The sequence below is a fragment of the Halorussus halobius genome, from assembly GCF_004765805.1.
In the GTDB taxonomy this organism is placed as follows: Archaea; Halobacteriota; Halobacteria; order Halobacteriales; family Haladaptataceae; genus Halorussus; species Halorussus halobius.
Map to the genome: position 1 here is coordinate 175,719 of NZ_SBIU01000005.1, position 12,439 is coordinate 188,157.

A 12,439-nucleotide genomic window follows, 5' to 3' on the forward strand; every position below is an offset into this window, starting at 1 on the left:
TGGTCTCGGGACGTCAGTCCGCGAGGAACACGCGCTCGGTCGGACGCTCCTCGCGGACGCGCTCGACCACGGCGTCGACGGACCCGCGCTTCTCGCCGACGGTCGCGCCCACGAGCGCGCCCACGCTGGCTCCGGTGCTCGCGCCGCGCCGACTCACGAGTCCGCCCAGCGTTCCGCCGACGGCGGCTCCCATTCCCGCGTACTTGGCTCGGTTCAGAACGCGCCTGAGACGTTTTCGCATATTTCGAACGTCGGGAGCGATGCGGATAAATGTAGTTGCTGTCCTGAACGGCGGGCGGCAGCGCGGCCGGCCGCTCACGCCACCCGGTTGTCCAGCTCCTCGCCGGCGTCCAGCCACCGGACGTTCTCGGCCACGATGTCGGCCAGCCGCGAGTAGTACTCGGGCGTGTGGCCCGAGCAGTGGGGCGTTATCAGGCAGTTCTCCAGATTCCAGAGCGGGTGGTCCTCGGGCAGCGGCTCTGGGTCGGTCACGTCGAGTGCCGCGCCCCGGAGGTTGTGGGTCCGGAGCGCCCAGACCAGCGCGTCGGTGTCGACCACCGGCCCGCGAGCCACGTTGACGAGCACGGCCTCGGGTGGCAGGGTCTTGAGTTCGGACTCGCCGACCAGCCCGCGGGTCGTCTCGGTCAGCGGGCACGCCAGCACGAGGTAGTCGGTCCGGGCCAGCGCGTCCTCGAACCCCGGTCCGTCGAACCCGACCACCTCGTCGGTCGGGCCTCCCTTCTCGGGGGTGTAGCGTACGCCCACCGTCTCGACGCCGAATCCCTGCAGGCGCTCGACCACGGCCTGCCCGATGGCTCCCAGCCCGACCACCGTGACGGTGCTGTCCTGTAGCTCGTGGGCCCGGAAGTGTCGCCACTCGCGGTTCTGCTGGCGTCGCCATCCCTCGTGGAGCCGCCGGGCGAACACGAGCAGGTTGCCCACGACGTGTTCGCCGATGTTCGGCCCGTGGACCCCCGAGGCGTTGGTGACCGCCACGCCCCGGTCTTCGAGCGCGTCCATCGGGAGATGGCCCGTCCCGGCGTACGCGCAGGCGAACAGGTCGAGGTTCGTGGCGTGGTCCAGCAAGTCGTCGTCGACCTCCATCCCGGTGATGACGGGCGCGCGAGCCGCGAGTTCCCGCTCTTCGGTCGGGGTCTCGGCGAGCCGCACGTCGCGGTCGGGCAGGCGCTCGCGGAGCCGGTCGACGTACTCGTCGACCGGCATGCCGTGGGTGCCCCGACGCAAGACGAGTACGTCGGGACCGCCGGATTCGTCGGGGGTACGGCTGGCGGCGTCGGTGCTGTCGGAGTCGTCGCTCGGTTCGGGCATGTGTTCGGCGTTACGGCGGAGGGGGATAAATCGTCGGTTGCGGTCACCCGCTGGTGAGGTCGTCGAGCCGGTCGAGGTACGCCTCCCTGGGTACCTGATACGCTCCCCGGTGGTCCAACTCCCCGCGTGCGAACTCGGCCGCGAGTTCGCGCGCGCCCGCCAGCGCGGCCTCGCGGTCGTCGTACGTGCGAGCTGGGACCAGCTCCACCTCGGGTTCGAGGAAGAACTGGACGCGCCACGCGTCGGTAGTGCCGTACTCGGCCTCGGCGGCCGGCCGGTTCGGCGCGCCCGCGGCGACGTACAGCGTCGGCAGACAGGCCGGGGGAAACCGCTCGGTGTCGAACACGTCGGGCCGATACGCGAGGATGCGCCGACCGCCCGGTTCGTCGTTCCACACGCGCCACCCCGCCGGTAGGTTCGGCTCGTCCCGACCGTCCCCGTCCGGACTCCCCACGCCCGACGTCGCCTCGGACGCGTCGCCGTCGGTCATGTCCGGTCGTTCGTCGCCGCCCGATAAGGTCTTGGCGGTCGGGAGCGGGACGGTTCGGCGCGGATTCTCTTAAAAGTAGAACGTGCTAACAATCCACATCGACACGCCGATGGCAGGGGGGTCACCGAGATCACGGGTTTCAATGGAATCACTCAGCTTATCATGATATCTGATAGATGCGAAGGTATATGATGCTCGAACACAACCAATAGATAGTATCGGTGGTAGCGACCCACACGGTACTCGATAGCGACTACCAGAACCTGTTCACGTTCCGATATCGTCGCCCTCCGACGCGTCGACGCCGTGGATGGGGAGTGGGATGGCACGCACATGACGGCTCGACAACGACCCCTGCGTCCGCGCAGGGACACGGCGGCCCGGACGGGGGACGTGGCGGCGGCGCTACGCCCGGGTGTCGTTGCCGAATCGCAGGGGGGCCGCCAGACCTTAGTGCGTGTGCGACTACCACATACTCCGACCGTGGCTGCGACTCGGCAGTCGCCTGCTCTCTCTGCGCTCTCCCAACCAAACGCGTGATACGATGACAGAAACACTGGAAGAACTCAGCCAGCGCTACCAGGAATCGATGCCCGAGGACCTCCGCGAGACCAAGTCGTTCGACTGGTACCTCGACGAGGTGTCCCGCGACCCGAAGGTGGCCCGCAACGCCCACCAGCGGGTCGCGGACATGTTCGACTACTACGGCACGGAGTACGACGAGGACGCCGGGGTGGTGGAGTACCTGCTGGCCTCGGAGGACCCGCTCCACGACGGGGAGAACACCTTCTACGGCCACGAGATACACCGCGCCATCCACGAGTTCGTCAACAAGGTCAAGTCGGGCGCTCGGGGGCTCGGGCCCCAGAAACGCATCAAGCTCCTGCTCGGCCCGGTTGGGTCGGGCAAGTCCGACTTCGACCGGCAGGTCCGGACCTACTTCGAGGACTACACCCTCCGCGAGGAGGGCCGGATGTACACCTACCGGTGGACCAACCTCTGTGACGTCGTCCACGACCAGGACCCCGCAGACGACACGGTCCGGTCGCCGATGAACCAGGACCCCCTGGTGTTGCTGCCGGTCGAGCAGCGCCAGCGCGTGGTCGCGGACCTCAACGAGAACCTCGACGCGCCGTACACCATCCAGAACGAGCAGAGCCTCGACCCCGCGTCGGCGTTCTACATGGACGAACTGCTGGCGTACTACGACGACGACATCCAGCAGGTGCTCGAAAACCACGTCGAGGTCGTGCGACTCACCGCCGACGAGAACAAGCGCCAGGCCGTCGAGACGTTCGAGCCCAAGGACAAGAAGAACCAGGACGAGACCGAACTGACCGGGGACGTCAACTACTCGAAGATAGCCATCTACGGCGAATCGGACCCCAGGGCCTTCGACTACTCGGGGGCCTTTTGCAACGCCAACCGGGGCATCTTCAGCGGCGAGGAACTGCTCAAGCTCCAGCGGGAGTTCCTCTACGACTTCCTCCACGCCACCCAGGAGCAGACCATCAAGCCCAAGAACAACCCCCGAATCGACATCGACCAGGTCATCGTCGGTCGGACGAACATGCCCGAGTACCGCGACAAGAAGGGCGACGAGAAGATGGAGGCGTTCAACGACCGGACCAAGCGCATCGACTTCCCGTACGTCCTCGAGTACGACGAGGAGGCCCAGATATACCGGAAGATGCTGGGCAACGCCGACGTGCCCGACGTCCACATCGAGCCCCACACGCTGGAGATGGCCGGGCTGTTCGGCGTGCTCACCCGGGTCGAGGAGCCCGACACCGAGACGGTCGACCTGCTCCAGAAGGTCAAGGCGTACAACGGCGAGATAGACGAGGGCGAGGACGTCGACGTCAAGAAGCTCCGCGAGGAGGGCGAGGAGAAGGCCGACATCGGCGAGGGGATGGAGGGCGTCTCGGCCCGGTTCGTGGGCGACGAGATCGCCGAGGCCATCATGAACTCCACCCACCGCGACAAGGGCTTTCTCAGCCCGCTGTCGGTGTTCAACCACTTCGAGGAGAACCTCGAAAACCACGGCTCGATTCCCCAGGAGAACTTCGAGACGTACTACCGCTACCTCGAACTGGTGCGCGAGGAGTACAAGGACCGCGCCATCGAGGACGTGCGCCACGCGTTAGCCTACGACGTCGAGGAGATACAGCGCCAGGGCGAGAAGTACATGGACCACGTGATGGCGTACATCGACGACGACACGGTCGAGGACGAACTCACGGGCCGCGAGCAGGACCCCGACGAGAGCTTCCTCCGGGCGGTCGAGGAGAAACTCGACATCCCGCGCGACCGCAAGAACGACTTCCGCCAGGAGGTCAGCAACTGGGTCAGCCGGCGCGCCCGCGAGGGCTCGCCGTTCGACCCGCAGGACAACGACCGGCTCCGGCGGGCCCTGGAACGCAAGCTCTGGGAGGACAAGAAGCACAACATCAACTTCTCGGCGCTGGTGTCGTCCAACGAGATGGACGACGCCGAGCAGAACGCGTGGGTCGAGGCGCTCGTCGACCAGGGGTACTCGCGCGACGGTGCCAAGGAGGTGCTCGAGTTCGCCGGAGCCGAGGTCGCCCGCGCGGAGATGGAGGACTGACCGTGGCGACCGGCCACGACGGGCGGACCGGCCGCGATCGCGACGACCGTACGCGCGGCCGCGACGACCCCTCGCGCCGGGACGATTCCCCGGACGGCGAGACGTTCGTGGAGGCCGCCGACCGCGAGCTCCGGGAGACCTACGAGGAGCCAAAGGGACTCCCGGCGTTCGTCGAGGAGGCGTTCGGGAACCCGACCGTGGCGGCCCACGCCAGCAAGTACCTGCTCGAAGCCATCGAGTCGATGGGCACCCGGACGGTCGTCGAGGAGGGCGAGGAGAAGCGGCGCTACCGCTTTTTCGACGACCCGCACAACGACGGCGAGCACGCCATCCTCGGAAACACGGAGGTCCTCAACGCGTTCGTCGACGACCTGCGCTCTATCGCGGCCCAGCGGGGCAAGGCCGAGAAGATAATCTGGTTCGACGGCCCGACCGCGACGGGCAAGTCCGAGCTCAAGCGGTGTCTGGTCAACGGCCTCCGGGAGTTCTCCAAGACCGACGCCGGCCGGCGCTACACCGTCGAGTGGAACGTCGCCAGCGCCAGCGACTCCCGGGGTCTGGGCTACGGCGACGACCGCGCGGCCGCCGACGAGGAGAACTGGTTCGCGAGCCCGGTGCAGGCCAACCCGCTCTCGGTGTTCCCCGAGCCGGTCCGCGAGGACGTCCTCGCCCGGCTGAACGAGCGCACCGACGACCACATCGACGTGAAAGTCGACAGCTCGCTCGACCCGTTCAGTCGAGAGGCGTACGACTACCTCGAAGAGCAGTACCGCCGGGCCGGGGAGGACGACCTGTTCTCGGCCATCACCGACCCGAGCCACCTGCGGGTGAAAAACTACGTCGTGGACGTGGGGCGGGGCATCGGCGTCCTCCACTCGGAGGACGCCGGCCCGCCCAAAGAGCGGCTGGTCGGGTCGTGGATGCGCGGGATGTTGCAGGAACTCGACTCGCGCGGGCGCAAGAACCCCCAGGCGTTCAGCTACGACGGCGTGCTCTCGCAGGGCAACGGTCTGCTGACCATCGTGGAGGACGCCGCCCAGCACGCCGACCTGCTCCAGAAGCTGCTCAACGTGCCCGACGAGCAGACCGTCAAGCTCGACAAGGGCATCGGGATGGACGTCGACACCCAACTGGTCATCATCTCGAACCCGGACCTCGAAGCACAGCTCAACCAGCACGCCGACGCCGGCGGGGCCGACCCGCTGAAGGCGCTCAAGCGCCGGCTCGACCGACGGCGGTTCAAGTACCTCACCAACCTCAGCCTCGAAGCCGAACTCGTCCGACGCGAGTTGACCGACGAGACGGACGTGTGGCGGGCCGACAGCTACGACGAGCTCGAAGAGCGCATCCGCGAGTCCCTCACGATACAGGTTCGGAGCGAGGACGACGACGGCGTCTCCCGGCGCGAACTCGCGCCCCACGCCGTCGAGGCCGCCGCGCTGTACGGCGTCGTGACCCGACTCGACGGCGAGGACGTGCCGGCGGGCCTCGACCTCGTGGACAAGGCGGAGCTGTTCGACCGCGGGTACCTGCTCGACGGCGACGACCGCCTCGACAAGGACGACTTCGAGTTCGACGACGACGCCGACGACGGCGAGCAGGGCATCCCGGTGACCTACACCCGGGACGTCGTCGCCGACCTGCTCAACGAGGGGAGCGAGCGCGCCCACGCCGACTACCCGGTCGAGGAGGTCGTCATGCCCCGGGACGTGCTCGACGCGATGGCCGAGCGCCTGACGGGCGCGCCCGTGTTCTCGACCGCCGAACGCACCGAGTACGAGAACCGGCTCGTCCCAGTCAAGAACCACGTCTTCCAGCGCCAGCAGGAGGACGTCCTCGACGCCATGATGGCCGACAAGCGCGTCGACGAGGAGACCGTCGAGGAGTACGTCGAGCACGTCTACGCGTGGGCGACCGACGAGACGATCGAGAACGACCGGGGCGAGCGCGTCGGGCCGGACGCGCTCAAGATGAAGGTGTTCGAGACCGACCACCTCGGCCGGTTCTCCCCCGAGAGCTACGGGACCGACCACGCGCCCTCGCCGGCGGTCGAGGAGTTCCGGCGCAACAAGGTCATCACCGCCCTGAACCGCCACGCGTGGGAGAACCGCGACGAGGGGTTCGAGGTCGGCGACATCGAACCCAAGGAGATTCCCATCATCCGGACCGTGCTGGCCAACTACGACTGGGACGACGTCCGACGGGTGTTCGAGGACTTCGACCCGACCCAGTGGTCGGACCCGCCGGCCGACACCGAGACGGCCGCCGTGAAGGCCGAGACGATAGCCAACCTGGTCGAACTGTACGGCTACTCCGAGGCGTCGGCCGAGTTGACCAGCCAGCACGTCATGAGCCAGGTGAGCTACAAATGGGACTGAGAGACGACCTCGAACGCTATCGCGAGGTCGGCGAGGCCAAGCGCGAGGACCTCGCGGACTTCATCCAGTACGGCGACCTCGGGCGGAGTCTGCCCGACGAGATAAACGTCCCAATCAAAATCGTGGACCTGCCGGAGTTCGCGTACGACCAGCGCGACCGGGGCGGCGTCGGGCAGGGCGACCCCGACGTGGGCGACCCGGTCGGCGAGCCCCAGCCCCAGCCCGGCGACGACGGCGAGGAGGGCGACGACCCCGGCGAGGAGGGCGGCGAGCACGACTACTACGAGATGGACCCCGAGGAGTTCGCCGAGGAACTCGACGACGAACTCGGCCTCGACCTCGAACCGAAGGGCAAGGAGGTCGTCGAGGAGATGGAGGGCGATTTCACCGACATGACCCGCACGGGGCCCGACTCGACGCTGGACTTCGAGCGGATGTTCAAGGAGGGGCTCAAGCGCAAGCTGGCGATGGACTTCGACCCCGACTACGTGCGCGAGGCGCTGAAGGTCGAGGGCTGGGGCCCCGAGCGCACGTTCGAGTGGGCGCGCGAGCGCAACATCAACGTCTCGAAGCACTGGCTCGACGAGCAGTACGACGCGATTCCGGCCGACGAGCGCACCAGGTGGTCCAGCATCGACGAGATGGAGGACAACACCGACCAGCGGTCGGCCGCCCGGAAGATAACCGAGGAGGGCATCCGGCACGTCCCGTTACGGAAGGAGGACGAGCGCTACCGCTACCCCGAGATAATCGAGGAGCGCGAGAAGAACGTCGTCGTCGTCAACATCCGGGACGTCTCGGGGTCGATGCGCGAGAAGAAGCGCGAACTGGTCGAACGCACGTTCACGCCGCTGGACTGGTACCTGACCGGCAAGTACGACAACGCCGAGTTCGTCTACGTCGCCCACGACGCCGAGGCGTGGGAGGTCTCCCGCGAGGACTTCTTTGGCATCCGGTCGGGCGGCGGAACGAAGATATCGTCGGCCTACGAGCTCGCGGCCGCGATTCTGGACGAGCGCTACCCGTGGTCGGAGTGGAACCGCTACGTGTTCGCGGCCGGCGACAGCGAGAACTCCCGGAACGACACCAGCGAGAACGTGGTCCCGCTGATGGAGGAGATTCCGGCCAACCTCCACGCCTACGTCGAGACCCAGCCCGACGGGAAGGCCATCAACGCGACCCACGCCGAGGAGGTCGACGAGTACTTCGCCGACTCCGACGAGGTCGCGGTGAGCTACGTCAACAGCCCCGAGGACGTGACCGACGCCATCTACGAGATACTCAGCACGGAGGCCGAATCGTGACACCCACTACGGAGACAGACCCATGAGAGAGCGACCCCGAACCCAACGGGCGGCCGAACCGCTACAGGAACCCGCGAGCGAGGCCCGGAAGCTGGCCCAGACGCTCGGACTCGACCCGTACGACGTGAACTACTGGGTGGTCGACTACGACGAGATGAACGAGCTCATCGCGTACAACGGCTTCCAGGAGCGCTACCCCCACTGGCGGTGGGGAATGCAGTACGACCGCCAGCAAAAGCAGGGCCAGTACGCCGGCGGGAAGGCGTTCGAGATCGTCATCAACGACGACCCCTCCCACGCGTTCCTCCAGGAGTCGAACGGGCTGGCCGATCAGAAGGCGGTCATCACCCACGTCGAGGCCCACGCCGACTTCTTCGCCAACAACCGGTGGTACCGGATGTTCGCCGACGAGCTGGACGCCGCCGCGATGCTCGAACGCCACGCCCGGCGCATCGAGGCGTACATGGCCGACCCCGACGTCGACCGCGAGGCGGTCGAGGAGTGGATAGACAGCGTGCTGTGTCTCGAAGACAACATCGACCAGCACGAGCCGTTCAAGCGCCAGTACGAGCGCGAGGACGCCGACGAGGAGGTCGAGGAGGCCGAACTCGCCGAGAAGCTCGACGAGATGGACCTCAGCGACGAGGTGGTCCAGCAGGTGTTCGACGAGGAAGACCTCGACGAGGACGCGACGGCCGACCTCGACGAGCCCGAGATGGACGTGTTGGCCTTCCTCCGGGACCACGGCAAGGCCTACGACCAGGAGTCGAGCAAGGCCGAGGAGATGACCGAGTGGCAGCGCGAGATTCTGGAGATGCTCCGGGCCGAATCCTACTACTTCGCGGCCCAGAAGCTCACGAAGGTCATGAACGAGGGCTGGGCCTGTGTGGCTCCCGAGACACCGATATTCACGTCGGACGGGCTCGTTTCGATGCAGAGGGTAGTCGAGAACCACACGCCCGTTTCGGACGGTGAAGAGACACGAGCGGTCTACGACTCCAACGTCATCCCTAATCACGAGACCGTGACTATCGAAACTCGTCGGGGATTCGAACTCACGGGGTCGAACAACCACCGCATCCGCCGTCCCGACGGTTCGTGGGTCCGGTTGGACGAACTAACTGAAGGGGACGAGATCGAAGTGTCTGGTGGCAACGGTGTCTGGCCCGAGGAGTTCGCGTCTATCGAGTGGGATACTCCGGACTACGTGACCTTAGAAGACGTCGCCGAACACGCTGGCGTGTCGGTCTGGACCGTGATGCGGTACCGGAAGACCGGGCGAGCGGAGAAGGCCGACGCGATAGAGGATGCGTTAACCCGATACGAGGGTGAGAATCAGAGCGTCGCCCAACGGGAACCCATCCGAGTTCCGGGCGAGGTGAACGAACGGTTCGGGAGGTTCTTGGGGCTCTTCGTCGGCGACGGCCACGTCTCCACAGACTCGCGCCACGTCGGATTCACGACGGCACAAAGAGACCACGCCGAGGAGTTCGCTGGATTGACCGACGAGCTATTCGGGATCGACCCGAAGGTCGAACGAGACGGCTCGCGCTGGCGGGTTTACGCCTATTCGGAGAACCTCAAAGACCTGCTCGTGAACGAACTCGGACTTCCGGTCGGAAACGCCGCCCGTGAAAAGGCGGTGCCCGAACACGTCCTTCGGTCGCCGAAGTCGGTCGTGGCCGAGTTCATCAGAGGCTTGATGGACGCTGACGGCTACGCTGGCGAGCAGGGTGCCATCCTCAGCACGACGAGCGAGGCGATGAGCGAGACCGTACAGTTGCTCTTGACGAACTTCGACGTGTTGAGTCGGCGACGCGAACAGCACGACGGGTGCTACCACGTCCACCTCACGGGCCGGTCTGCAAAGCGGTTCGCCGACGAGATCGGATTCGGCTACCCCGAAAAAGCCGACGCTCTCGGGACCTACCTCGACGAACTAGCGTGGTTCGAAGACGAGTCGTGGACCGACGAAGTCGTCGAGATCGAAGCGGACGAGGGGACGGTGTACGACATCTCCGTCGAGGAGACGCATCGGTACGCTGGCGCGGGATTCGTCAATCACAACTCCTACTGGGAGTCGATGATGATGGGCGAGGAGGCGTTCGCGGGCGACGACGAGTTCCTCCAGTACGCCGACCACCAGGCCCGGGTCCTCAACTCGCCCGGCCTCAACCCCTACCAGCTCGGCAAGGAGCTGTGGGAGTACGTCGAGAACACCGAGAACCGCCGGGAGGTCGCCCGGAAGCTCCTGCGCGTGGAGGGCGTCACGTGGCGCAACTTCCACGACACGGTCGACTTCGACCGGATACAGGACCTGCTCGCGCCCGACCCGCGAATCGACAGCATCGACCCCGAAAACCTCGGCGAGCTACACTCACTCGTGCCGGAGAAAGTCGACGGCGAGGCGCTCGACCGGGCTCAGGCCGGCGAGATAGACGTCGAGCGGTACCCGTGGAAGCTGCTGACCTACGAGGGGCTGGCCGAGCGACACTTCTCGCTGTGCAAGCGCCAGAACCGGGGGTTCCTCCGGTCGACCTCCCAGCAGGACCTCGAACGGTTCGCCCGGTACGTCGTCGACGACGCCCGGTACGACGCGGTCGAGGAGGCCGTCGCGGACGTCGAGTACGCCACCGGCTGGGACCGGATGCGGGAAGTACGGGAGAGCCACAACGACGTTACCTTCCTCGACAGCTTCCTGACCCAGGAGTTCGTCACCGACAACGAGTACTTCACCTACGAGTTCAGCCAGACCACAGGCGACTACCGAGTCGCCAGCACCGACTACGAGGACGTCAAGAAGAAGCTGATGTTGCAGTTCACCAACTTCGGCAAGCCCACCGTCGCGGTGTACGACGGCAACTACGACAACCGGAACGAACTCCTGCTCGGCCACCACTACAACGGCGTGATGCTCGACCTCCAGCAGGCCAAGCGCACGCTCGAACGCGCGTTCGACCTCTGGGGCCGGCCGGTCAACCTCAAGACCATCGTGAAGGAGGTCGACGACCGCGACGCCGAAATCGCCCGCCGGCGCGACCGCGAACCCGAACCCGAGGAGGTGGGCAAGCTCCTGCGATACGACGGCGAGGAGTTCACGATGCGGGACCTCGACTGGAGCGAGGTCGAGGACATCGCGGCCGACGAAGTGGACTACGACACCAAGCCCGACGACTGGCTGGCGTAGCGCTTTCGAGCGATAGTGGCGGTCGCGGTGGCGGTGGCGGTTTTCATTGGTCGAGTGATAGTAGCGGTTGCGGTGGCGGTTTTCATTGGTCGAGCGACAGTGGCGGCCGCGGTTGCGGTGGCGGTGTTCACTGGTGGAGTGATAGTGGCGGTCGCGGTGTCGGTTCGACGTGGTTCACCGGTCGTGACCGCAATTCTCTTCGTGTTCCTGAAAGCCGTACCGTGACTGCGACCTAATCCGCAGTATCAACCGCGACCGCCACAACAACGACCACATCGATACTTGAGCCAATGAGAACGGCCACCGCCACAGCAACCGCGACCGCGACAGCAACCGCGACCGCGACCGTGACGGCAACCGCAGCCGGGTTCCAGTCTACAGCCGTACACGGCCCGTCCCGATTGCAAAGCGTTTGAGCGTTCGAGCGCCGAATCGACCGGACCGAGCGCACCGTCGTCGGGAGCCACGCCATCGGCGCGGTCGCGGGACTGCTGGCGTACTCGCTGTTCGAGCGAGCCGTCGGCCACGCCCACCCGGCCGCTGGCGGGAGTTGAGTTCGGCATTCAGTCGTCGTTGGGAACGAAGTTGTCGAGCAGTCGGTCGCCCAGCGCCAGCACCACCAGCGCGCCGACCGCGTCGAACACGAGGTCGAGGAGGGTATCGCGCTTGCTGTAGGTCACGAGAATCGGCTCGATGCCGAGTCGGCGACTGACCGCGTGGATGGCGTACTCCGCGAGTTCCCAGACCACGCCGCCCACGGCGACGACGCCAAGCACGCGCGGCCGGGGGTCGCGGTCGCGCCGCCGCGAGACGGCGTGGACGACCCCGCCCAGCAGCGTCGCCGAGAGCGTGTGAGTCACGTGGTCCCACCACCACGTCTCGTCGTACGGGCCGAGCATCCCGACCGCGTGGGCGAGCATGGCGACGCCGGCGTAGACGCGCTGCCACGGGCGGAACTCGACGTTCCACAGCGTCTCCACGGCGTCGGGCAGGAAGGTTGCCGCGAACGTGACGGCCGCGTTCACCACCGCCCCCGGATTCCGTCGGCGGAACCCCTCGCCGAAGACCGTGACGATTCCGTACCTGATGGCGCGCTCGACCGCTCGGGCGAGGGTCCGCGTGGTGGGACTCATTCGTGTCGGT

At 66.5% G+C, this 12,439-nt stretch carries 9 protein-coding genes; 5 read left to right on the plus strand and 4 right to left on the minus strand.

Annotated elements, in window-relative coordinates; genetic code table 11:
- Positions 1-13 precede the first annotated feature (13 nt).
- From EPL03_RS15165 to EPL03_RS15175, 3 genes are all read right to left on the minus strand, one after another.
- Positions 14-241 (minus strand): glycine zipper 2TM domain-containing protein, encoded by a 228-nt coding sequence (locus EPL03_RS15165; RefSeq protein ID WP_135830179.1) that lies wholly within the window; start codon positions 239-241, stop codon positions 14-16.
- 74 nt (positions 242-315) lie between these two features.
- Positions 316-1,329 carry a D-2-hydroxyacid dehydrogenase gene (locus EPL03_RS15170; RefSeq protein WP_135830180.1) on the minus strand — a complete coding sequence of 338 codons (1,014 nt, stop codon included), beginning with the start codon at positions 1,327-1,329 and terminating at the stop codon, positions 316-318.
- Positions 1,330-1,372: 43 nt separating this feature from the next.
- Positions 1,373-1,819, minus strand: a complete 447-nt coding sequence (locus tag EPL03_RS15175) for a DUF5820 family protein (RefSeq protein WP_244605283.1) — start codon at positions 1,817-1,819, stop codon at positions 1,373-1,375.
- Positions 1,820-2,363: 544 nt separating this feature from the next.
- On the opposite strand from EPL03_RS15175, the gene EPL03_RS15180 reads away from it, so the two are divergent.
- The 5 genes from EPL03_RS15180 to EPL03_RS15200 all read left to right on the plus strand — a co-directional run bounded on the left by EPL03_RS15180 (position 2,364) and on the right by EPL03_RS15200 (position 11,521).
- Complete coding sequence (locus tag EPL03_RS15180) at positions 2,364-4,427, plus strand: PrkA family serine protein kinase (protein WP_135830181.1); 2,064 nt, start codon at positions 2,364-2,366, stop codon at positions 4,425-4,427.
- A gap of 107 nt (positions 4,428-4,534) precedes the next feature.
- Entirely contained in the window at positions 4,535-6,805 is a 2,271-nt protein-coding gene (locus EPL03_RS15185; protein WP_244605292.1) for a PrkA family serine protein kinase, read from the plus strand.
- Positions 6,796-8,109, plus strand: a complete 1,314-nt coding sequence (locus EPL03_RS15190; protein ID WP_135830183.1) for a YeaH/YhbH family protein — start codon at positions 6,796-6,798, stop codon at positions 8,107-8,109. The genes EPL03_RS15185 and EPL03_RS15190 overlap by 10 nt, the downstream gene beginning before the upstream one ends.
- A 22-nt stretch (positions 8,110-8,131) precedes the next feature.
- Positions 8,132-11,296: a SpoVR family protein gene (locus tag EPL03_RS15195; RefSeq protein WP_135830184.1), complete on the plus strand. Its 3,165-nt coding sequence runs from the start codon at positions 8,132-8,134 to the stop codon at positions 11,294-11,296.
- Positions 11,297-11,311: 15 nt separating this feature from the next.
- Entirely contained in the window at positions 11,312-11,521 is a 210-nt protein-coding gene (locus EPL03_RS15200) for a hypothetical protein (protein WP_135830185.1), read from the plus strand.
- A gap of 338 nt (positions 11,522-11,859) precedes the next feature.
- Here the strand turns inward: EPL03_RS15200 and EPL03_RS15210 are convergent, their stop codons facing one another.
- Positions 11,860-12,429: a hypothetical protein gene (locus EPL03_RS15210; protein ID WP_135830186.1), complete on the minus strand. Its 570-nt coding sequence runs from the start codon at positions 12,427-12,429 to the stop codon at positions 11,860-11,862.
- Between the last annotated feature and the right edge of the window lie 10 nt (positions 12,430-12,439).

Excerpts from the sequence above, each read along its gene's own strand:
- EPL03_RS15165 (WP_135830179.1), bottom strand. The coding sequence starts at position 241 with ATGCGAAAACGTCTCAGGCGCGTTCTGAACCGAGCCAAGTACGCGGGA.
- EPL03_RS15170 (WP_135830180.1), bottom strand. The coding sequence starts at position 1,329 with ATGCCCGAACCGAGCGACGACTCCGACAGCACCGACGCCGCCAGCCGT.
- EPL03_RS15175 (WP_244605283.1), bottom strand. The coding sequence starts at position 1,819 with ATGACCGACGGCGACGCGTCCGAGGCGACGTCGGGCGTGGGGAGTCCG.
- EPL03_RS15180 (WP_135830181.1), top strand. The coding sequence starts at position 2,364 with ATGACAGAAACACTGGAAGAACTCAGCCAGCGCTACCAGGAATCGATG.
- EPL03_RS15190 (WP_135830183.1), top strand. The coding sequence starts at position 6,796 with ATGGGACTGAGAGACGACCTCGAACGCTATCGCGAGGTCGGCGAGGCC.
- EPL03_RS15195 (WP_135830184.1), top strand. The coding sequence starts at position 8,132 with ATGAGAGAGCGACCCCGAACCCAACGGGCGGCCGAACCGCTACAGGAA.
- EPL03_RS15210 (WP_135830186.1), bottom strand. The coding sequence starts at position 12,429 with ATGAGTCCCACCACGCGGACCCTCGCCCGAGCGGTCGAGCGCGCCATC.